Below are 21,216 nucleotides of genomic sequence, written 5' to 3'. Positions count from 1 at the left end.
GTAAAGCACGTTCGGTTAATCGATCACCGGTTTTCTCCGATGGAAACAGATAATGACTGTCCGGAGTGAGTTCTGCAGATATTTTTCTAAAGCAGTTCTACACGTAGCGTTCAAAGAAACTTCTCGCTGTTTATTCCTTTTTCCGGAGCGGACCGTAAGCTGGCCGCTGCGTTTACCGATTTGAATATCTCCTGGAGCCAGGTCACACACTTCCATTGTCCGTAAGTCGGTGTGAAACATCACGATTAGAATCGTCTGATCCCGTAAAGAACCTCAGTATTCAGCCGCAGCGATCAGTGCAGCTTCTTCTTTGTCTGCTTTGTCTGTCATCTGTCTAGGGCTTACCTTTTCCTCCGGGACCAATTTGACTGGCTTCGAAGGGTCGCGGCGAATTTTGGATTCCTGCGTGGCCCACTCGAAAAAACGTTTCAGGGTTATAAGCCGCCGGTTAATGGTCGTCGGTTTCAATTCCATTATTTTTTGTGCAGCTTCCCGGTATCGTGTTAATGTTGGAGTAGCCACATCTTCAATTTGAAATATGACCTCTTCCTCTTGGTGGTCGGCTGTCTCAAACCAGCCAATAAAATGCTTCAAGTCGCTTGCGTACTCTTTCAATGTTTTGGGATTCAAATCTTCATGGGTGGTGAGAGCGTGAATAAAGTCCTGAATCGTCTGCTCGCCCTGTTCCGAAATCCCGGTCGCCTCTCTCATTAGCAAAGCCTCCAAATCTTGACTTACATTAGCGGACATCAACTATAGGCTCTGAAAACATCAAATGACCGCTAATCTTAATTAGCGGTCATTAATTAGATTCTAAATTTTTTTCAACTTCATATGTTGCAACTAGTTTAAACTGAGAGATTAGGCATTATTTATGGCTCTTTTAAAAAGTCTGATTCCGGTACTACTTTCGTTTACGCCTGGTTCGTATCGTCGATCAGTTGGGTATGTTCTATTTTCATGAATTTATATAAGGGCAATGATTTCAAAGCCGTTTTTAATTCATCAACGCTGTCAGCAATACAAAGGGACCAATGCTCATCCCTTGTGTGGGAGAGATAAAACGTGTTGATCAGCCCCTGTTCCACTAATTCGGCAAATCGTGTTTGTTCCGCAGGTAACAGTTCAGCAATTTCTTCCTTTGATGCTGCTGGATCAATTTTGACATGAACGAGAAAACGCATGTTGTATCCCTCCTAGGCATTACTTTACTACTTGAAAATTCTATTGAAACAATTGCGGGTATAGGGAAGGTACTCCTCCGGCAAGGCCTTGTTGTAAATTCCGGCTCGTATCATCAGCAATAATCTCGTATAGATCAGCTTCGATTCCATCAATCGCGATCTTGGCGATTTCCTTTGGACTAGCCTTAGGTGCTTCGATACCAGCTGTCAGATCCGTGTCCATGAACGCTACGTGCAATCCGGCAACCTTAATGTTTTTAGGGGCTAACTCCAAGCGTAATGCATTTGTTGCTCCCCATTGAGCAGATTTTGCTGCTGAATACGCGCCTGAATCACCGGTATTGAACCAAGATAATGCAGATAGGATATTCAGGATCGAGCCTCCTCCATTTTTTTCAATAACGGGTGCAAAAGCACGAACCATTGAAATTGTGCCGAAAACATTGGTGTTGAATTCAACATGAATATCTTCCAGTTCACCTGCGAAAAGGGAAGCACCCGTTGCGGTACCAGCATTGTTGATCAGAAGGGTTGCATCCCCAGCTACCTCGGCCGCTGCCATGACGGATTTCGGATCAGTAATATCGAGCTGCAGCGGAATAGCACCTGGCAGATCGACTGATGCTGGGTTTCTTGCTCCAGCGTATACTTTGGCTCCTCTTGCTAGAAGCTCAAGAGCCAATTGTTTACCTAAACCACGATTTGAACCACTGACAATAGCAACTTGTTTTGAAATATTCATTTTTTATTTCTCCTTTGTTTTTAGAATTATCGTTCTTAAATTTTTGTGCACGCCTTCATTGTATACATCTGCGTGCTTTACCGTACAAGTAAATTACTGACCAGACAGCATATCGTTAACTTGGTTTACAAGAACGCTCTCGTTCGGGCCCGGATTGTTACGATACATTTTCGCTGACTCCACCAGAACTTCATTCGTATCTGTACCAAGTACCTTCATCGTTTCTTCAATGAATGCTGTAAGTGGCATCGCATTGGGATCGTAATTGATCATTTGTGTTTGAACCAATGGCGGCGCAATCTCCAGTACTTTCACCGATGTGTCTTTCAGAATGTAGCGCTGGGTGAGTGTATAGGAATGAAGCGCTGCTTTTGTCGCAGAATATACAGCCCCCTGCGTCACGGGTACGAATCCGAGTATTGAAGTCGTATTGATGATATAAGCTTCTTTTTTGGATTTCAAATGTTCCTGCAATGCAGCCGCCATACGGATTGGACCAAGCAGGTTGGTGGTGACTGTTTGAACCAGTATATCTTCGTCAACCAACCCCGACGGATCTTCAGGCGTATACATACCGGCGTTGTTAAACAATACATTAAGATCTGGGTATTCCTTCATTAAGTGCTGGGCAACTGAGTTTACGCTTGCGGGGTCTTGTATATTCAGCTCCACTGCAGACATGCCAGGGTTCGCTTGAATGGTCTCCTCTAGACGCTCTTTACTCCGTCCTGAGATAATAACTTTGTTTCCAAGTTTGTGAAATGCCTCTGCTAGCCCTCGTCCAATTCCTGAACCGCCGCCTGTGATAAAAATCGTGTTGCCTGTTAATTTCATTTTCTTATCCTCCTTAGTTTATAACTATAGTATCTATTGCTTTCTCGTTTAAATGAACCAGGGTTTTGCTTCTGCCCATCGTTTTGAGAACAATGATTCTAGTTATCCCAAAAAAATATTTATAAAGCCTATGGCCTACTCTCAGAAATCATATTCTCTGAACTTTGTTTTCCTCTCATTCTGAAATTACTATAGCATAATGAGAACGTTCGGTAAAGATTTTTTTCACTCCTCATATTATTCCCTGAACCTTAATTTCTTTTAGCTAACCAGTCGACTGCTCCTTCCATAGAATCAAAGTTTTTAGTTGCATAACTTCCCTTAAGCTCAGAATCAAGTCGTTTTAAAATGGATATAGCTACTGCCTTTTCTGGCGTAATCAAAGCCATATATTTCAACCCAGCTTCTTCTGCTTTTGGAAACCAGACTTCAGAGAACCATTGCTGATCCGCTCCTGTAATTGCTGAGAATTTTAATGTATTTGCAATAGATTTAATAGATTTTTTAGCGACCAATAACTCTAAACTTTTGTTCTGATACACTAGATTTATAAATATATAAAATCCTATATCGTTATTCCCGTCGAATATGGTGAACAAAACAAATTAGATGTACCTTAACAGACCCTATTGATCCATTGTCTAGTGATCTAGATCAACGATCTACATGTTCTGTACGTGCTCTTATTTGACCCGTCATTATTTTCCGAGGTAAAAACCGAGGTAGAGATGTAATGAACCGATGAATTGCACCTGGGATGATGAGTGTCTTGCCACGCAAGAAATCGCGATACGCCTCATCTGCCACCATTCCGACTTCCATCACACCGCTTTGGTACAATTTGGATGATCCTACATCTGAACGGTCTACGAAACCAGTTGCCGTTGGGCCGGGGCATAAAACCGTGACAGTCACACCCGTTCCAGTCAGTTCATTCTCAAGCGCTTCTGTGAATGAAAGAACATATGCCTTCGTAGCGAAGTATACTGCCATTAATGGCCCCGGGTAAAAAGCTGCTACCGAAGCCACATTCATTACGCCCCCTTGGCGCCGCTTAACCATGTCCGGTAAGAACAACTTCGTCATAATCGTTAAAGCTTTGATATTGACATCAATCATATTCATTTCTTGTTCCAAATCTGTTTCCAAGAATGACCCATACAAGCCAAAGCCCGCATTATTGACCAGATAGTCGACATTGATTCCTTCCTTTTTAAGATCGGCAGAAATTTCTTCGGCCACACCAGGCAACGATACATCCTTTGCAAATACCTTAACGTGAACACCGTATCTTTCCCTATATCCTTTTGCCAATTCTATTAGCTTAGCCTCGCTTCTTGCCACGAGAACCATGTTGTTACCATCTTTAGCAAAACGATCTGCTAACTCTTTTCCAATTCCACCTGAAGCGCCAGTAATAAGTACAGTTTTTTTTATCTTAAATCCACCTTTTATTGTAAGTGTGTGAATTGATCACAATTTAGTAAAATTTATTTCCACCGAAGGTCCTGGTTACGTCGAACCATTCCCTTTGTTTGCGGCGCTTGTTACAAGTGCTATTCATTTGCTCCTCATTGATGCCATTTTTAGAACTAACATTCTAAAGAGGAGAATGTACTGTGCTTCGATGGTTCAACAGGGAGGTTAACTTCTTTAAAGGGACAACCAAGCTACATGGGAATGAACATTCTAGTAAGTGTAAAAAAAGATTATCCTTGCAAAAGTTTCGTTGATACATTCACAATTCTCTTTAATTTTCTTTTATCAATCGATGTTCTTGCCATTGCTCTTATACCGACAGATATATTATGCAGGTATTCTGCCATTTCTTTGGCATCGTGATCAGAGGAGAACTCTCCATCCCGCTGTCCCCAAAGAATAATCTGCTCGAACATCTGCTCTCCCACTGTGAATGATTCAATAGACCTTGTATCCACGTCCGTATCACGTGCGGCCAGTTCTACCGCCGAATTCACGATTAAGCAACCAGATGGCATACCCTCTGATTCGCTGATCATAAAACCAAAAACTTTATGCAGAGCTTCCACTGCAGTCTTGGACGTTTTGACTTCTGCGAGCAATGTGGCGTTAACTTTGCCGCAGTAACGATCCATAGTCTGCAGAAACAGCGAATGTTTATCGTCAAATGTATCATATAAACTTCTGCGGTGAATGCCCATATGCTCAACAAGGTCACTCATCGATGTCTTCTCGTAACCTTGTTCCCAGAATATCTTCATTGCTTTATCCAATACTTCGTTCACTTCAAACTCTTTACTTCTAGCCATATAAATTCCCTCCCAAAATTATAGTAACATATCGGGAACGATCAGTAAACAATATATATTCGATAATCGTGTATGTAATCCATCGATGGATTTGGTGAAGTTGTATGACCACTCGCCGAGATCAGGCGGTATTTGCAAATATTGCAGCCTTTATTCCGGAGTTAGCAGTTCCCTTACTCTCGCGTACATCACCTCCTTGAATTGGTGGGGGCTATTTGACGCTTACTTTTTTAGCTTAGAGTAAGAAAAAACGCTAAGCCGGTCATATCCGAAGGCTTAGCGTATATTTTCGTTAAAATGTTGGCGGGACCCCTCGATTATTGTCCGCGCAGCGAGACACGGAAACGATAGTCTCGATTCGCTGGAAGCGTATATTCCTGATGAACCCGTGCTCCCCAGCTGTCGTCTCCACCCACGCCCATTTGACGGTAATTGACGCGAACGACGGTTTTATCGCTCACTGGCAGCTTGTAAGGATGATCATGCCCTTCCAGCTCATCGGCTGTATAAGGCAGCACATTCAACTCGAAGCGCGGCTCTCCTTGAAGCGAAATGCCGCTTCCGTTTGCATCGGTTACAGCTGCGAAGCGCACTTCGGTTTTGTTGCCGCACTCCTGCGGACGGATGTAAGGCATAAGCTGATCCTTCACCTTGCCGCCATAACGGCCAAGACGCGCGCTTGTTTGACGGTCCCAATACGATTCATGAGGGCCATTGCCATACCAGGCAATAGAATCAAACGTTTCATTCATTGTGAAAAGCAGGCCGATTTCTGGTATTTCAGGAAGTCCTTCACCTGGCTGCAGCAGCAGCTCAGCTTCAACCAGTCCATCGCCATATATCGTATATGCCAGCTCGCAGCGTGTTTCAGCTGCAGCGCTTAAACGGTATTGCGATCTTACTTTAACGCGGTCTCCAAGTGCTTCCCAGCTGAAGCGGATCAATTGGCGCTCCTTCGAAGCAGCCTGCCAAGGCGCACAGCGCTCGACATGTCCATTTCCGCGGTCATTATCCGTGTACGCACGCCAGAAATTCGGGACAATCGGCGAAGACAGCAGCTCAGAGCCGCCGATTTGGTAGGACTCCAGCTCGCCGCTCGCCTGATTGAAGCGAATGTCAAAGCCTTCTCCCGTTAACACAAGAACGCCATTAGATACAGCTTCAACCGCTATTGCACCATACTGCGGCGATGCAATCTCTACAGCAACTGGCGATACAGGCAGTGCAGGCGCAATAAATTGACCGAAGGCCACCTCATGTCCTTGCTCCGCCCATGGCGTAGCTTCCTTAAGCACAGCTCTTACCGTAAGCGTAATTTCTTCATTCAGACCTGCTTCTGTTGGCATCTGGAACGGAATGGCCAGCTCGGCAGAGTCACCCGCTGCGATATCTACGGTCAGCACGCCTTTTTGCATAATAATGCCGTTGCTGTTCAGCTTCCAGTGCAGCTCATACGCATCCAGCGATACGAACAGATTTTTATTGTCGACACGCACCGTTCCAGATTCCCAGTTCGGGTTATGAATTTTGATGTTTTGGTAGCAGGCCTTCACTTCATGCAGCTTAGGCGAAACCGAGCGATCGGCAAAAATCAGACCATTTCCACAGAAGTTGCCATCGTTCGGGCTATCGCCATAATCGCCGCCGTAGGCCATGTACGTAATGCCATCCGGTGTTTGCGTGCGAATAGCCTGATCGATCCAATCCCAGATGAAAGCGCCTTGCAGGATCGGATACTGGTCAAACAGCTCCCAATATTTATGCAAGCCGCCACAAGAGTTGCCCATTGCATGGCTGTATTCGCAAATAATAAACGGCTTTTGCGGATTATTTTTGGCATAGGCTTCTACACCTTCTGGACTTGTGTACATATGGCTCTCAATATCCGAAGCCGCTTCGCTTTCGCGACAATGGAAAACGCCCTCGTAATGCACAATGCGGGACGGATCTGTCTTACGGAAATAGTCGGCCATTTTCAGGAAATTATCCCCGCCAAACGATTCATTGCCAAGCGACCAAATAACGATTGATGGATGGTTTTTATCGCGTTCGAGCATGGAGCGGCTGCGGTCCAGTACATTTGCCGTCCATTCCGGGAAGTTTCCAGGTACGGCGTCTCCAACCTCTTTTTGCCCATATGTCCATGAGCCATGCGTTTCAAGATTGACTTCGTCAATGACATAAAGCCCATATTCATCGCACAGATCATACCACAGCGGATGGTTCGGATAATGCGAAGTACGCACGGCATTGACATTATGCGATTTCATTAGCTTAATATCGGTAACCATATCCTCGTAGCTGAGCGCACGTCCAGTGTCGCAGGAAAACTCATGGCGATTGACACCTTTAAAAAGAATGCGCTGACCGTTAATTTGCATCAAGCCGTCTTTAATTTCAAACGTGCGGAAACCGACTTTGCAGCTAACGGCTTCTGTCAGCTTGCCCGCTGCATCTTTCAGCGACAGCACAAGCGTATATAAATGCGGCTCCTCAGCGCTCCATTTGAGCGGCTGTGCAAGCTTTGTATTCAGTGCTAATGCTGCAACGGTTTCGCCCTTTTCCTGACGAATCGCCGCGCCGCTTAGCGGCTGCTGCCAAACCGGCTCGCCGGAGGCATCATACAGCATCGCTTCTACAGCTGTTTGCTGCTCAGAGGCTTCCTCCTCGAAACGTACCTTTACCTCTACCGTCAGCTCGCCATCTTCATAATTTGTATCCAGTGCTGCCTTAGCGAAGAAGTCATAAATATGGACCTGAGGCGCCGTATACAAATACACCTCACGGAAAATACCGCTCATCCGCCAAAAGTCTTGATCCTCCAACCAGCTTGCGTCACACCAGCGGTATACTTCCACCGCCAGCTTGTTTTCGCCTTCTTGCAAATAAGGCGTCAAATCAAAATCCGCCGGCGTAAATGTATCCTCGCTATAGCCGACAAGATCACCGTTTACCCAAACGTAGAAGGCAGATTCCACACCTTGGAAGCTGATAAACACAGGCTGACCATCCCAGCCTTCAGGAACGGTAAAAGTCGTCGCATAGGAGCCGACCGGATTATATTTAACTGGAGCGAAAGGCGGCTTAATATCCTCCTTGCCCACCCATGGGTAAGTCACATTCGTATATTGCGGGTAATCATACCCTTGAAGCTGCCAGTGGCTCGGCACAGGAATCGAAGCCCAACTGCTGCAGTCATAATCCAATTTATAAAAATCCGCGATGCGTGCTTCCGCATTTTCCGCAAAGGAAAACTTCCAATCGCCATTGAGCGAAACATAACGCTCGGAGCCTGTGCGCTCGCCTTGAAGCGCTTCCTCTACGCTTGTATAGGAAATACGGGTTGCATGTGCATCCAACCGATTAAGCTCAAAAATGGTAGGGTTGTTATTCCACTCTGGATATCCGTTAGCTGGAGCCTGATACGTAAATTTGCTCTTCGACACTTAAGGCACCTCTTTCAACTCAGTATAAGTTTAGTTATAATATTCACATTATAAAAGCTAGAAAAGTAAAGATCATTAAACTATTTTCGTATTTTACTTAAAGATTTGAATATTAGCAACTAAGAAGGGATGCTGCCCGTGAATGAAATTATTTATACGACGCTGACGACGACGGATTATCAGCTGCCCGTCTATGTAACCGGTGTGGGGCATTGGGACCATCAGGAGGGTATTCGTCGCCCGGAGGGCTTTCCCGATTACCAATGGACGCAGGTCGTCTCAGGCGAAGGCGAGCTTATTATCGAGCAAGAGCGGTATCTCGTCAAGCAGGGAGACGGCTTCCTTCTCCCTCCAAGACTTACCCACAGCTATTATGCGGTCAAAGAGCCTTGGGAAGCCTATTGGTTTACGTATGACGGGCCGCTCGCTGAATCGCTGAACCAGCTGGCAGGCCTGACCCGCCCTGGCATTTATACGATTAACGACTCGCGCCCTGTATTAGAGATGATGAGCGATATGCTGCGCCTTATGCGGGAGAAGGAACCAGGCCTTGGCATGCTCGGCTCCAAGCAAATTTATAGCGTGCTGCTTGGGCTGCGCCAGCAGCTTGCCGAAGGCAGTCTTGCCACGCAGCAAATGAATGAGCGGCTTCATCCTGTGCTGCGTTATATCGAGGCGAACCTGCATCGCCCGATTACATTGCCCGAGCTGGCGGAGCTGCTTCATGTAACGCCGCAGCATCTATGCCTGCTTTTCAAAAAGACGTTCAAGCTTCGTCCAATTGAATATGTCAACAAAGAGCGTATCAATAAAGGCAAGGAGCTGCTAATTCGCGGCGGCGGCATGAAGCTGTATGAAATCGCCCGCCTAGTAGGGTTTGAAAATCCGACGTATTTTAATACCTTGTTCAAAGCTTATGTAGGCTGTACGCCTGGAGAGTTTAAGCAAATGCATGGATTCAAATAAGGATAGAGTAAGTAAAGGAGCACAAACGATGCTTAAACCAATCATTTATTATGCGGCAGCCTTCCTCCTTGCGATGGCGCTCGGCTTTAGCTCGCGATATTTCGCCAGCCAGCTGCCGTCCTTCGTCGTCGCCCATTTTGGCGATATTTTATGGGCCAGCATGGTTTACTTTGGCTTCCGCATGCAGCAGGTCAGGCGTCCCCTACTCCTTTCGCTTGCTTGCAGCACAGCCTTCAGCTACGGCATTGAATTCAGCCAGCTGTATCAGGCCGACTGGATTAGAAATGTGCGCCATACGACGCTCGGAGGGCTTGTGCTAGGACAAGGCTTCAGCGGTATTGATTTAGTCAGATACAGCATTGGCCTGCTGCTTTCCTATGCTATTGATTACTTTGCGTGTAAACGGGTCAAAGCCAAACAAAAAATCGGCTCTGCCCCATAAAAAAGGCTGCATAGCTCTTAATCAGAGCCATGCAGCACAGTATTCGCGTCCATATGTATGCGGGAATACGCCGCATTCGTCATTTTCAGCCAATGGGCGCTCCGCCCAGCGAGGTATTGGCTCTCGCTTCTTTTTCCAGCCATGCCCTCCAGCTCGTAAGCGGCAATTCGACCCCATAACTGTGTGCCGCATCCGGTTACATATGGCAGCTTCATAAAAAATCCATTATCTTCAAGCAGCGCTTGCAGCAGCTTCTTCCGCTCCAGCAGCGGCTTGCTGCGCAAGTCTACTCCGTCATAATAAAGCAAATCAAACACATAATAGCGAACAGGCCATTTTATCGCACCTTCGCGAATGCGTGCTTCCTTCGTCATCTTATATCGGTCAATGAGCGGAGCAAATTCTAGTCGCCGCGTGTCTGGGTTCATATAAGCAAGCTCTCCATCAAGCACGACGTCCACGGGCCGGGACAGCGGCAGCTTGAGCAGCTCTGGATATTGCCGAGTAACCTCATACCCATGCTTTGTGAACAAACGCGCCTTCCTATTAATAAAAGAAAGCAGCAAGCGCTGCCCATCAATGAGCGGCTCAAATAAAAATTGCTCGTTATCAAAAGGCTGATTACATGCCGTCATCAGCATCGGTCGCTTAAACATGCCGATTCCCCCTTGCCGTCCTATCATTTTAGCATGGAACGGTTCAGCTGAACGGCGGTAAATTCAGGATAAATTAGTGAATAATCGGATACATTCCTCCACATAATAGCAATAAGCCAGCGCTTGGAAGCCATTTTTCTTTAAAATATAGAGAAAGGATATCCTAACGTTATCCTTTCTCTATATTTCTCGGAATGAAACGCGCTGCACCGCCAAAGGGCGGCGAAAGCCGTTTCACCTTGAAATATAGGAAAGCATATGATTTTCCCATCCTTTCTCTATATTTCTCGGAATGAAACGCGCTGCGCCGCCAAAGGATGGCGAAAGCCGTTTCACCTTGTCCAAGGAAAGCTTGGTTTCTTATAAAAATGCTGCTGCTCATTACTTGAGGAGGTCACCCTTATGCCTAGAGGTTCGAATCAGCTGGTTGTACCACAGGCGCGTGCAGCGCTTGAGCAAATGAAGTTTGAGGTTGCACAGGAGCTTGGCATTCAATTGCCGCAGGATGGTTATTATGGACATATGACCACGCGTGACATGGGCTCCATCGGAGGATCCATTACCCGCCGTCTTATTCAAATTGCGGAGCAGCAGCTCTCCGGACGCTGATTGCACAAAAGAGCCGGGCCAAGTAAACGAAAAGCAAGCATTTTACAAGCTTTTCGTTTACTTGCCCGGCTCTTCTTCTTATTTTTTCAGCTATTTCAGCTTCATAAACCGCTCCCAGCCTTCAGCTGCATTGTCTCTTGCCCACTCCAGATGCGTTTGGTCGCTATATTTGCGGAAAGCGCATTCAATTAATAAAATGAGATCCAAATATAAATCATATAAACTGCGTCTTATTTGCTCCTCAGCCGTCAGCGCTCCACGACCGTAGCCCTGTAAAAACGTCTCCGACAAGTTAAAATGGCTAAAATAATGCTCCATCAGCGGATCGCCCCACATCGCCCGTTCAAAGTCAATAATGCCGCAAATTTGCTTATCCTTAATAAAAATATTACCATCCCACAAATCCCAGTGCAGCAGCTTTGGTTTAGTCACCGCATCCAGATAAGGCAAGCGCTCCTTTACCTCCTGTTCAATGACCAAGCGCTCTGCCGGAAGTGTAACGCCCGCATCCGTTGCGTCATCAAGCACGCCATGCAGCATCGCCCAAAAAGCATCCGTCCAACTAGCAAAAGCCTCGTTAAGCGGATAATAACCGAACTTTTCCCCGCTGATTTCGTTAATATAGGCATTGTACTCGCCCAACTGAAGCTCAATTTGCTCGCGCTCTTCTTGGGTAAAGCTTTCCTTCACTTTGTTATAAGCCTCTCCTTCCAGCCACTGCATAATAAAATAATCAGTCGGTACAAGCGACCGTGATTGGTCATAAGCGTATACTTCGGGAACTGGAATGCGGTGATCCTGAGACACGAGCCTCATAACCTCTACCTCGGTTTTCATCATCTCTTGCTCATAGCGCATGAGCGCCCCAACCGCCGTAGGAGCTACCTTTACAACCGCCTGGAAGCCGTCCACAAGCGTCAGTTGATACGCCGTATTGGCCCAGCCATCGGTAAGCTCGCGCGAATGCGCAAGCTCCCTGCCGAAATGATGCTGGGCAATCTGTCCCAACTGCTGCGTGTCCAGCTTTAGCTTGATTTCGTTGTCCATGAATATCCCTCACTTATGTAGGATAATAACAATACTGCCGTGTTTATAATCGCATCTGCATGCGTCCGTTCCATGGCATGCGAAGCATGCACACCCGGCCCAATTAGCGCAGCCCGAATATTGCTGCCTCCTCTCAGCGCAGCCGATGCGTCCGAGCCATATTGCGGATAAATATCGACCGCATAGGAAATGCCTGAAGCCTTTGCCAGCTCGATCAGCTTCGAGGTCATCGCATAATCATATGGGCCAGAGGAATCTTTGGCACAAATGGATACATCCCGCTCGCTTGCGGATAAATCATCGCCTAAAGCGCCCATATCAATCGCGATCAGCTCTGTCACATCCGGCGGCATATAGGCGTTGCCATGTCCTACCTCTTCATACGTGGAAAAAATCAGCTTAAGCGTGCGCTCCGGACGCTTCCCTTCCCGTCCAAACCACTCCAGCAGCCCGAACAAGGCAGCGACACTAGCTTTATCATCCAAATGCCGTGATTTTACCCAGCCATTGTCCATTATTTTTGTGCGCGGGTCCCATGAAATAATATCGCCGACCTCGATGCCAAGCCGTTTCGTCTCCTCTTTAGACGTCGTATCCGCATCCAGGCGTATTTCCATGTTTTCCTCGCTGCGCTTCCAGTCCCGTGCCTCTGGATACACATGGACAGACGTTTTCGTCGACAGCACGGTTCCTTCATACTGGCGGCCATCGCGCGTATGAACGAGGCAATATTCGCCTTCCACTGTATGCATGGCATAACCGCCAATGGGCGTAAAGCGCAGCATGCCACTTGGCTTAATCGCTCGCACCATCGCGCCAAGCGTATCCACATGGGCGGTTAACGCAAGCGTGCCCGCTGTACAATTTCCTGTTCCCGGAATCGTAATGATTCCATTGCCTTTCGGTGTCAGCTCCAGCTCAAAGCCATGCTTGCGAGCTTCCTCCTCCAGCAGCCTCATAATCGCCATGCAGTAGCCGCTAGGGCTTGGCGTTTGAAGCAAGCGATTCAAAAATTCCAGTATGTATTCCCGGTTCAATTGTATTTGCAATGGGCTCATCAATGCCATTCTCCTCTTCCTATCCATTTCTGTTTATAGCCACTAGTATAGGCATTAACGGCTACAGTTGAATAGTGAAATTTTTTATAAACTCTAGCTATGCCCGTTTCTCCATATTCATCATCTTAATCGACAAAGAGGTCAGCAATTGAATACAATACAGCTCGGCCGCTTATCTTCACGCGATCACCAGCAAGCTTGCAGTACAAGGTGCCTCCCCTTTTAGAAACCTGTCTTGCCGTCATTTCCTGCTTGCTCAGACGCTCAGCCCAATATGGGATAAAATTGCAATGGGCTGATCCACATACAGGATCTTCATCCACTTTTAATTTTGGAAAAAAGCACCGGGATACGAAATCGTACTGCTCACTTTTAGCAGTAACCAGCACACCGAGTCCTTCTGGCAGCGCGGTGAGTTTAGTGAAATCCGGGTTCAGGCTTCTGACATCAGACTCCGATTCCAGCACAAACATTAAATCGCGATCAAGATACGTTTCTACGGGCATCATTCCGAGCGCTTCAACCATCTGCTGTGTGAGCGTATGGGGCTTGGGCATTTTGTTCGGGAAATCCAATTCGTACAGCTCTCCGTCCCTTACAACGATTAAGTCGCCGCTGAGTGTTGTGAAACGAATACGCATAAGAGCTGTATCATAAAAGTTCGCAAGCACATAAGCTGCTGCCAGCGTTGCATGGCCACACAAATCAATTTCCCCGCCTGGTGTGAACCACCTTAAATGGTAACCATCATCCGCAATCTTTACCGCAAACGCCGTTTCGGACAAATTGTTCTCGATAGCAATCTTCTGCATGAGCTCATCCGGCAGCCACGCATCCATAATGCAAACACCAGCTGGATTCCCTTCAAAAAGGTGATTGGCAAACGCATCAATGACATAATATTTCATATTCATCAACCTTCCTTCATTTATGCTCCATATATGAGCATTGTATCAAGAGCTCTTGTATGGCTTCAAATGAATAATTGTATGACGTACAATTATTTGATGTATGGTGAAGCCCTCCATTCATTGACTCATCCGAAAAAGGGATATAGACTTAAATATCAACTTATCATGTCAGGGGCATTATAATTCATGAAGCAGCAAATACGCATTCTCCTTATTTGGCTAGGCATTGCTGGCTCCACTGGGCTACTCACGGGAGCTGCTTCTGCGCTGCTGCTGGCGCTTTTGGATGCAGCAACGTATCAGCGGCTGGCGCATCCATGGCTGCTCTGGCTTCTTCCACTAGGTGGAGCTTTGGCCAGCTATCTGTATATGAAGCTAGGCGGAGATGCTGGCAAAGGGAATAACCTTGTGCTGGAGCAGCTGCATGCAGAAGATGGCGGAGTGCCGCTGCGCATGGCACCGCTCGTTCTTTTCGGTACGATGATCACCCATCTATTCGGTGGTTCAGCCGGACGTGAAGGGACAGCCGTGCAAATGGGCGGCAGTATGGCTAGCTATATCGGATGCCTTTGTCGGCTCGGTGGGCTAGAGCGAAAGATGCTGCTTATCTGCGGTATAAGCGGCGGCTTCGGTTCCGTCTTCGGCACCCCGCTTGCTGGCGCCATATTCAGCTTAGAGCTGCTCGCAATAGGCCTCGTCCCCTACTGGCTGCTGCTGCCCGCTTTGGCGGCCGGCTTTACTGGACACGCCGTCGCCCTTGGGTTAGGCACGCATCATAGCCATTATGCCATCGGCAGCCTGCCAGGCTTCAATATAAAGCTGCTGCTCGCTATTGTGCTCGCTTCGGTATTGTTCGGTTTAACGGCGCGGCTATTCGTCGTACTTACACATAAGCTCAAAGCGGTATTCAACCATTATATCCCGAATCCAGCTTTCAAAAGCTTCATCGGTGGTCTGCTTATCATTTTGCTCGTCTACGCCGTAGGGACGCGAGATTATGTTGGCCTTGGGCTCCCACTAATGGAACAAGCCTTTCAAGAAGCATTATCTCCATTCGCTTTTCTATTGAAAATCCTGTTCACCGCCGTTACGCTTGGCGCTGGATTTCAGGGCGGCGAAGTAACGCCGCTGTTCGTCATCGGTTCTGCACTAGGCAGTGCGCTTGGCGGCCTGCTGTCTGTATCTGTGCCCCTGCTTGCGGGCATTGGCTTCGTTGCTGTATTTGGCAGTTCCACCAATACCCCGCTCGCCGCTGCCATAATGGGCATGGAGCTATTTGGCATCGAGGCCTTTCCTTATTTGCTGCTGGGCTGCATCATCAGCTACCTTTTCTCCGGGCATACGGGCATATACTGGTCTCGTCGCACGCATAAGCTTAAGCTTCGGTTTTCATTTTTTAAATTCTCTTCATGACTGTTCTATTCCCATATTGCGCAAACTTCTATATGTTCCTTCGTTCTTTCATACCGATGTCTACACCGATGTATAAGTCGGAGTAGGCATCGGTATATTTTTGTTCATTATCCACAGAAGCCTCTCCACGACTTACTCCTTCAGCGAAAAATATTTCTTTTCAAACAAAGTATCTCACTTGAAATACTACCTTGACAGTCACAGTAGTGTGTCGTATTATAAAAATGCGGAGGTGATTACATGAGCGAGAGCAAAATTACATCCGACCTGCTGCGCGGACATACCGATACGATGATTTTACGGCTCCTATCCGAAGCTGACCGCTATGGGTACGAAATTGTCAAACTGATCGCAGAGCGCTCGGGCGGCGAGTATGAATTAAAGGAAGCCACGATGTACTCCAGCGTCCGGCGGCTTGAAACAGACGGCGATATCGAGTGGTATTGGGGCGATGAATCTCAGGGAGGACGGCGCAAGTATTTTCGGATTACCGACAAGGGCAAGGAGACTTACGCCCGCAACAAAAGCAATTGGGAGTATTCGAAGCGCGTGCTAGAAAATTTATTATAAAGGAGATTTGATGAGATGAATCAGAAATTGACGAACTATTTGAACGGTGTATTTACGCCCTACGATGGGGTAAAAAGCGTCAGCGAATTAAAGGCGGACCTGCACTCCGATTTGCAGGAGCGGTATTCCGAACTCAAAACCGAGGGCAAAGATGATGCAACCGCGTTTCATATGACCATTGAGAGCATCGGCGACATCGAACAAACTATACTGGAGGTCGCTAACCTCTCCCGCTCGCTGGAACGGCAAGTGGTGACGAATTTTAGTGCGAGTTATCTGCCCAAGAGCGATCTTGCGGGCGTTAACGCGCATAAAGGAAAATTTGCTGCGAGTGCGTTACGTGGTACCGACTTTACGGGTGCTGACTTGACGGGCAGCACATTTGCGAGCAGCGATGTGGGTGAAGCTATTTTTGACCATGCCAATCTCACTGACTGCAACCTCTCTGCCATTGACCTTAAGGATTCAAGCTTCCACAAGTCCATCCTTGTACGTACCAACATCAGCAAGTCGGGTCTGGACGGAGCAAAATTCATTGATGTGAAGCTAACTGACGTCCAGTTAACGATGACCGACCTTAGAAAAACAATCTTTGAAAGATGTACCTTTAACGGAGTGGACTTCAAATATTCGGATTTGCGAGGGGTGCGATTTGACGAGCAGACCTTCATAGGCGTCAAGTTTGACAAGTCGGCGCTGAATGAGGTTTCGTTTAAAGGCGCGATACTCAAAAATGTTTCGTTCCTTTCTGGCTTTTCTTTGTCCAAGAAATATTACCGTGCGATCAAAACCATCTGCTTTGAAGGCGCGACGATGGATAAGCTGACCTATGCTGCCCTTAAAGGCATGGATGCTGATTTGTCTAAAGTTACGGTTATATAAGGAGGGAAAAATATGCAGCACAAGTCGATTCAAGTGATTGGCCTGCAAAAGTCCTACAAGCAGCTGCAAGTCCTAAAGGGCGTAGATTTCGAGGTGGAAAAGGGCAGTATTTTCGCCCTGCTCGGCTCCAACGGGGCGGGCAAAACAACCGTTGTCAAAATTCTCACCACGCTGCTCAAAAAAGACAGCGGAACCGCCTACGTAAACGGATTCGATGTTGCTACAGAACCCGACCATGTGCGGCAGGCGATCAGTCTGACCGGGCAATTTGCCGCCGTGGACGAAATTTTAACCGGACGAGAAAATCTTATTATGATTGCCAAGCTGCGATACCTCAAAAATCCGCGCCAGGTTGCGGACGATTTGCTTAAACGCTTCGTCCTGACAGACGCCGCTGACCGCAAGGTGTCTACTTATTCGGGCGGTATGCGCCGCAGGCTCGACATCGCCCTCAGCCTTGTGGGAAAACCACAGATTATTTTCCTCGACGAGCCGACCACTGGACTTGATCCCGAGTCGCGTATCGAGGTTTGGAAGATTGTCAAGGAGCTTGCCGACGGTGGCACGACGGTACTCCTGACCACGCAGTATTTGGAAGAAGCTGAGCAGCTTGCCGACCGAATTGCCATTTTGCACGAGGGTAGAATTATTGCCAACGGCACGCTTTCGGAGCTGAAAACGCTGTTTCCATCGACAAAGGTGGAATATGTTGAAAAACAGCCGACATTAGAGGAGATATTCCTCGCAATCGTCGGCAACAAGGAGGGAAAATAAATGGAGACGGTAAAGAAGCACTTTGTCAGCGATCTGAGCGTTATGCTTGGACGTTCCATGCGCCATATTTTCCGCAGTATGGACACCATTATCTCGGTTACCATCATGCCGATCGCTTTGTTGTTGCTGTTCGTCTATGTCTTCGGCGGTGCAATTGAAACCGGAACGGATAACTATGTGAATTACTTGTTGCCTGGCATCCTACTCATTGCTATTGCTAGCGGTATATCCTACACGGCTTTCCGCCTTTTTACCGATGTGCAACGCGGCATATTCGAGCGGTTTCACTCTATGCCCATTTCACGTTCCACCTTATTGTGGGGACATGTGCTGACCTCGCTGGTATCCAACGCCCTATCGATTGTCGTCATCATACTTGTAGCGCTCGTTATGGGCTTTCGTTCGTCCGCGGGGCCACTGTCATGGCTTGCAGTAGTTGGCATACTTGCTCTGTTTACGTTGGCATTAACTTGGGTCGCGGCAATTGCAGGGCTGTCAGCAAAGTCGGTGGACGGCGCAAGCGCCTTTTCCTACCCGATTATCTTCCTGCCGTTTATCAGCTCGGCGTTTGTACCTACCGAGTCGATGCCTGCGGTCGTTCGTGCCTTTGCCGAAAAACAACCGGTGACCTCGATAGTGGAAGCCATCCGTGCACTACTGTCAGGGCAGCCGGTGGGCAATGATATATGGATCGCTCTTGCGTGGTGCGTCGGGATTTTGCTCATAGCCTATTTCTTTGCAATGAGGGTGTACAATAAGCGGGTATGAAAAAGGAGCGACCATATTCAGCCCTTCCCCTGAAAAACTCTTTCTGTTCATTCATACTTCTACAAATATTGGAAGGATTCTGCCTTTAGCTTAATAACAGCAGGAGCAGCTGCCGCTGTGGCAAACTGCTCCTGGATCGCTGAACTAACGTTCGCCTTTAGCATAACAAGGCTTCCTTTTAAATAGCATGGGTTAAAACGATTCTTCCCCATATTCATTCCAATAATGCTTTAAATGCTTTTGTAGCGCAGTATCAAGCTCAGCATTATCATCGTTCACATCTAGTTCGGCAGACCCAATGGCCATGGCCAAAGGTCCGCTGAGTCCCCTTGAACCTCCACTCATGCCAAGCTCAGGTAGCCACTCAGCTTGGGAATACCAGCGTTCTGCATAATCCTTGGTGCCGCCTGCATTTTTAACGATATATAGTCTATGCAGGATGTCAGCATCGTCCCGATAGCCATAGTAAAAATAGCCTTTTTCCTCAAGAGCATCCGTAATATTGATTTTTTCCCCATTGACACTTGCAATGAGCTGTTCCGCGGACTCTTTGACTACCCAATCGCCGTCGTTTTCGCCACCCATGGAGTCTATATGATCTTCGGCAATTTCATAATGAAGGGATGTTCCATTAGCAAAGACAACAGTCTGTCCCCTACCTTTGAAAATCGTCTGATACTTATTTGCGGTAGCATTTGTATAGGTTTGGGCTTGTTCGCTTGTTAATGGTTCAGCATCCTTTAAAACCGAACAAGCAGAAAGGGTGACTACTATTGTTGATAATACCGTTATATTAAATACTTTTTTTATCATGGCTCACATTCCCCTATCTAGTGATTAAAACTAACTTCTTATTATAATCGAATTGCATTATATTTCTTATGATTTTTTGAAATCCAGTCTAATGATTTTTTTTGCATCTACATCATGTGCAATTGAAAGTAATGGATCAAAGGCTGATATGTAATTGGATTGACTTACAAAGCTGTCAGCTTGATTTTTTTGAATCGTGCAAGAAACAACTTCTACTTGATTTCTGTTCTGATTGATTAGGGAAACAAATGAAGCATCTCCAACATACTCAATAATTAAATTTGCGATTAATAAATCTGTTTTTGGTAATGTAAATGTAGGATCACAAATATCACAATGCACTAGCTCAAGCGTATTCCCCATATAAGAATATCTTTTTTGACAAGCATTCAAGTAATCTTTGTTTATGTCAAAACCATATATTTTTTTAGTAGTATGTAAATCAATCACGTCTAGTCCATTTCCCCCAGCAACTCCAAGGATACCAACGATTTCGTGCCCATAACTTTCAAACTGCTCTTTTGTGATTTGATTTAAAGTTTGTAATTGAAATACAGCATCAGACTTCATGTGGTTTTCATATATATCCAGTTTAATTTCTTGCCATGGATTGTTCAAAATTTCAGCTCCAAGTCGTTTTATTTTGGGGCTATGTCTAGCCTAAACGCCACCGTTTAAGTCCTCAATAGTAATAATTATAACTAATAAAAACAATGCATGGATAGTCATTTTTGATTATAAGTATGTTGCTCATTCGTTTAATACTCCCCTAGTCTATGGCTGAACGTGGAAAAAACCGGTCTCCTTCAATCAAGGATTCCGGTTTTTCTGTTTGACGTTTATCACGCTCACGTTCGCATGCGCCGTACAAGCTCCATCGTGCTGCATTGGGCTGCATTCGACCCGTATCTTCTTATGCCCCAGCTCCGAAGCGCTTGCGATAGCCGCATTTCCGGCATAGCTCCTCGACCGCTTCCCTGCGGGAGAAACCTTCGACCAGCTTAATCGCCCGATCATCCTCAATAATGTCCGAGAACGGTTTATCATTAATGTTCCCTAGATCAATGACGCCTTCGCCGTCGAGGCAGCATGGAACGACCGTTCCATCGACCAAAATGCCTGCCTGATTGCGCAGCCCGTAGCAGAAGCCTTTGCCGTCATCCTCTTCCGCTTTCAAATCGGGCCATTCAAATTCATGATCCTGATTCAAGTAAATACGATCAGCAATTTTCAGTCCTTTACCGGGAGCAACCCGCTCCTCAATGAAGTAATCCAGCCCAAATTGCTGTTCAATCATCGCCAAAACGTCGCGATTGCGCTGGCGCTCCGCATTCGTCGCATTGTCGGTATGCAAATTCCAAAGGCGCAGCGAAATGATCATATTTGTCCGCTCAACCGCCTCACGTGCAAAATCCAATACGCTTCGAACATAACCTTCCTTATTCGTCGAGCCAATGTGTCCGTCAAAGCTATGCAAAGAGAAATTCATTTGGCGCAGCGCAGGCTTTGTCAAAATTTTCTCTTTCACTTTATGAAGCAGCGTCCCGTTTGACGTCAAATTGACTTTGAAGCCGTGCTTTTGGCTCAGATCCAGCAGCTCGTCAATTTTCGGATGCAGCAGCGGCTCGCCTTTGAGATGAAAATAAATATAGTCCGTAAACGGTTTAATCTGCTCCAGCCGCTTCTCAAAATCCTCGACCTGGATAAAGCCTTTCGCCCGCTGTGTCTGGGGACAGAAGGTACAGGCCAGATTGCAGATGCTCGTAATTTCCACATAAAACTTTTTAAACCTCTTCATTGCGCGTTGCTCCAT

General features: G+C 46.8%; 24 protein-coding genes. 8 read left to right on the top strand and 16 right to left on the bottom strand.

What is annotated here, in order from left to right; translation table 11 throughout:
- Positions 1–15: 15 nt before the first annotated feature.
- The 9 genes from AC50Y5_RS10045 to lacZ all read right to left on the bottom strand — a co-directional run bounded on the left by AC50Y5_RS10045 (position 16) and on the right by lacZ (position 8,494).
- Positions 16–216, bottom strand: a complete 201-nt coding sequence (locus AC50Y5_RS10045) for a site-specific integrase (RefSeq protein ID WP_235533275.1) — start codon at positions 214–216, stop codon at positions 16–18.
- 57 nt (positions 217–273) lie between these two features.
- Positions 274–711 carry a site-specific integrase gene (locus AC50Y5_RS10040; protein ID WP_494860235.1) on the bottom strand — a complete coding sequence of 146 codons (438 nt, stop codon included), beginning with the start codon at positions 709–711 and terminating at the stop codon, positions 274–276.
- Between the two features lie 203 nt (positions 712–914).
- Positions 915–1,184 (bottom strand): muconolactone Delta-isomerase family protein, encoded by a 270-nt coding sequence (locus AC50Y5_RS10035; RefSeq protein WP_056040526.1) that lies wholly within the window; start codon positions 1,182–1,184, stop codon positions 915–917.
- 40 nt (positions 1,185–1,224) lie between these two features.
- On the bottom strand, positions 1,225–1,926 hold the full coding sequence (locus AC50Y5_RS10030) for an SDR family oxidoreductase (protein ID WP_056040528.1): 702 nt from the start codon (positions 1,924–1,926) through the stop codon (positions 1,225–1,227).
- A gap of 93 nt (positions 1,927–2,019) precedes the next feature.
- Complete coding sequence (locus AC50Y5_RS10025; protein ID WP_056040530.1) at positions 2,020–2,760, bottom strand: SDR family oxidoreductase; 741 nt, start codon at positions 2,758–2,760, stop codon at positions 2,020–2,022.
- A gap of 251 nt (positions 2,761–3,011) precedes the next feature.
- Positions 3,012–3,275 (bottom strand): hypothetical protein, encoded by a 264-nt coding sequence (locus AC50Y5_RS10020; RefSeq protein WP_494860229.1) that lies wholly within the window; start codon positions 3,273–3,275, stop codon positions 3,012–3,014.
- 139 nt (positions 3,276–3,414) lie between these two features.
- On the bottom strand, positions 3,415–4,197 hold the full coding sequence (locus tag AC50Y5_RS10015) for an SDR family NAD(P)-dependent oxidoreductase (protein WP_494860708.1): 783 nt from the start codon (positions 4,195–4,197) through the stop codon (positions 3,415–3,417).
- 272 nt (positions 4,198–4,469) lie between these two features.
- Entirely contained in the window at positions 4,470–5,048 is a 579-nt protein-coding gene (locus AC50Y5_RS10010; RefSeq protein WP_056040538.1) for a TetR/AcrR family transcriptional regulator, read from the bottom strand.
- A 317-nt stretch (positions 5,049–5,365) separates the two neighbouring features.
- Positions 5,366–8,494: a beta-galactosidase, LacZ type gene (gene lacZ / locus AC50Y5_RS10005; RefSeq protein WP_494860227.1), complete on the bottom strand. Its 3,129-nt coding sequence runs from the start codon at positions 8,492–8,494 to the stop codon at positions 5,366–5,368.
- Positions 8,495–8,632: 138 nt separating this feature from the next.
- Between lacZ and AC50Y5_RS10000 the strand changes: the two genes are divergently transcribed.
- Complete coding sequence (locus tag AC50Y5_RS10000) at positions 8,633–9,460, top strand: AraC family transcriptional regulator (RefSeq protein ID WP_056040543.1); 828 nt, start codon at positions 8,633–8,635, stop codon at positions 9,458–9,460.
- 28 nt (positions 9,461–9,488) lie between these two features.
- The gene (locus tag AC50Y5_RS09995; protein WP_494860225.1) at positions 9,489–9,902 is read left to right on the top strand and encodes a ribosomal maturation YjgA family protein; all 414 of its coding nucleotides are present in this window, start codon (positions 9,489–9,491) and stop codon (positions 9,900–9,902) included.
- 17 nt (positions 9,903–9,919) lie between these two features.
- Here AC50Y5_RS09995 and AC50Y5_RS09990 read toward each other — a convergent pair whose 3' ends face one another.
- Complete coding sequence (locus AC50Y5_RS09990; protein WP_056040547.1) at positions 9,920–10,558, bottom strand: ATP-dependent DNA ligase; 639 nt, start codon at positions 10,556–10,558, stop codon at positions 9,920–9,922.
- A gap of 402 nt (positions 10,559–10,960) precedes the next feature.
- Here AC50Y5_RS09990 and AC50Y5_RS09985 point away from each other — a divergent pair, with 402 nt between their 5' ends.
- Positions 10,961–11,167 (top strand): alpha/beta-type small acid-soluble spore protein, encoded by a 207-nt coding sequence (locus AC50Y5_RS09985; RefSeq protein ID WP_056040551.1) that lies wholly within the window; start codon positions 10,961–10,963, stop codon positions 11,165–11,167.
- 90 nt (positions 11,168–11,257) lie between these two features.
- Here the strand turns inward: AC50Y5_RS09985 and AC50Y5_RS09980 are convergent, their stop codons facing one another.
- The 3 genes from AC50Y5_RS09980 to AC50Y5_RS09970 all read right to left on the bottom strand — a co-directional run bounded on the left by AC50Y5_RS09980 (position 11,258) and on the right by AC50Y5_RS09970 (position 14,180).
- A complete protein-coding gene (locus AC50Y5_RS09980) occupies positions 11,258–12,214 on the bottom strand; it encodes a phosphotransferase family protein (RefSeq protein ID WP_494860222.1) in 957 nt (318 codons plus the stop codon).
- Entirely contained in the window at positions 12,193–13,263 is a 1,071-nt protein-coding gene (locus AC50Y5_RS09975; RefSeq protein ID WP_056040845.1) for a M42 family metallopeptidase, read from the bottom strand. Before AC50Y5_RS09975 ends, AC50Y5_RS09980 begins: the two co-directional genes overlap by 22 nt.
- A 134-nt stretch (positions 13,264–13,397) precedes the next feature.
- Entirely contained in the window at positions 13,398–14,180 is a 783-nt protein-coding gene (locus AC50Y5_RS09970; protein ID WP_494860705.1) for a PhzF family phenazine biosynthesis protein, read from the bottom strand.
- Between the two features lie 189 nt (positions 14,181–14,369).
- Between AC50Y5_RS09970 and AC50Y5_RS09965 the strand changes: the two genes are divergently transcribed.
- The 5 genes from AC50Y5_RS09965 (at position 14,370) to AC50Y5_RS09945 (ending at position 18,590) form a co-directional block, all read left to right on the top strand.
- Positions 14,370–15,596: a chloride channel protein gene (locus tag AC50Y5_RS09965; RefSeq protein WP_494860220.1), complete on the top strand. Its 1,227-nt coding sequence runs from the start codon at positions 14,370–14,372 to the stop codon at positions 15,594–15,596.
- A gap of 240 nt (positions 15,597–15,836) precedes the next feature.
- Complete coding sequence (locus AC50Y5_RS09960) at positions 15,837–16,166, top strand: PadR family transcriptional regulator (RefSeq protein WP_056040557.1); 330 nt, start codon at positions 15,837–15,839, stop codon at positions 16,164–16,166.
- Between the two features lie 15 nt (positions 16,167–16,181).
- Positions 16,182–17,048: a pentapeptide repeat-containing protein gene (locus tag AC50Y5_RS09955; RefSeq protein WP_056040558.1), complete on the top strand. Its 867-nt coding sequence runs from the start codon at positions 16,182–16,184 to the stop codon at positions 17,046–17,048.
- Positions 17,049–17,060: 12 nt separating this feature from the next.
- Positions 17,061–17,822, top strand: a complete 762-nt coding sequence (locus tag AC50Y5_RS09950) for an ABC transporter ATP-binding protein (protein WP_056040560.1) — start codon at positions 17,061–17,063, stop codon at positions 17,820–17,822.
- Positions 17,823–18,590, top strand: a complete 768-nt coding sequence (locus tag AC50Y5_RS09945) for an ABC transporter permease (protein WP_056040562.1) — start codon at positions 17,823–17,825, stop codon at positions 18,588–18,590.
- Positions 18,591–18,782: 192 nt separating this feature from the next.
- On the opposite strand, the gene AC50Y5_RS09940 is transcribed toward AC50Y5_RS09945, so the two are convergent.
- The 3 genes from AC50Y5_RS09940 to AC50Y5_RS09930 all read right to left on the bottom strand — a co-directional run bounded on the left by AC50Y5_RS09940 (position 18,783) and on the right by AC50Y5_RS09930 (position 21,201).
- On the bottom strand, positions 18,783–19,403 hold the full coding sequence (locus tag AC50Y5_RS09940) for a hypothetical protein (RefSeq protein ID WP_494860216.1): 621 nt from the start codon (positions 19,401–19,403) through the stop codon (positions 18,783–18,785).
- Positions 19,404–19,469: 66 nt separating this feature from the next.
- Positions 19,470–20,021, bottom strand: coding sequence for a class I SAM-dependent methyltransferase (locus tag AC50Y5_RS09935; RefSeq protein WP_494860214.1), 552 nt, complete (start codon positions 20,019–20,021; stop codon positions 19,470–19,472).
- Positions 20,022–20,316: 295 nt separating this feature from the next.
- Positions 20,317–21,201, bottom strand: coding sequence for a radical SAM/SPASM domain-containing protein (locus tag AC50Y5_RS09930; protein WP_099520280.1), 885 nt, complete (start codon positions 21,199–21,201; stop codon positions 20,317–20,319).
- Positions 21,202–21,216: the final 15 nt, after the last annotated feature.

Source organism: Paenibacillus sp. JT22N7 (assembly GCF_059383875.1).
Note: the sequence above shows the minus strand (reverse complement) of the source record. Positions and strands in the feature narration are given on the sequence as shown.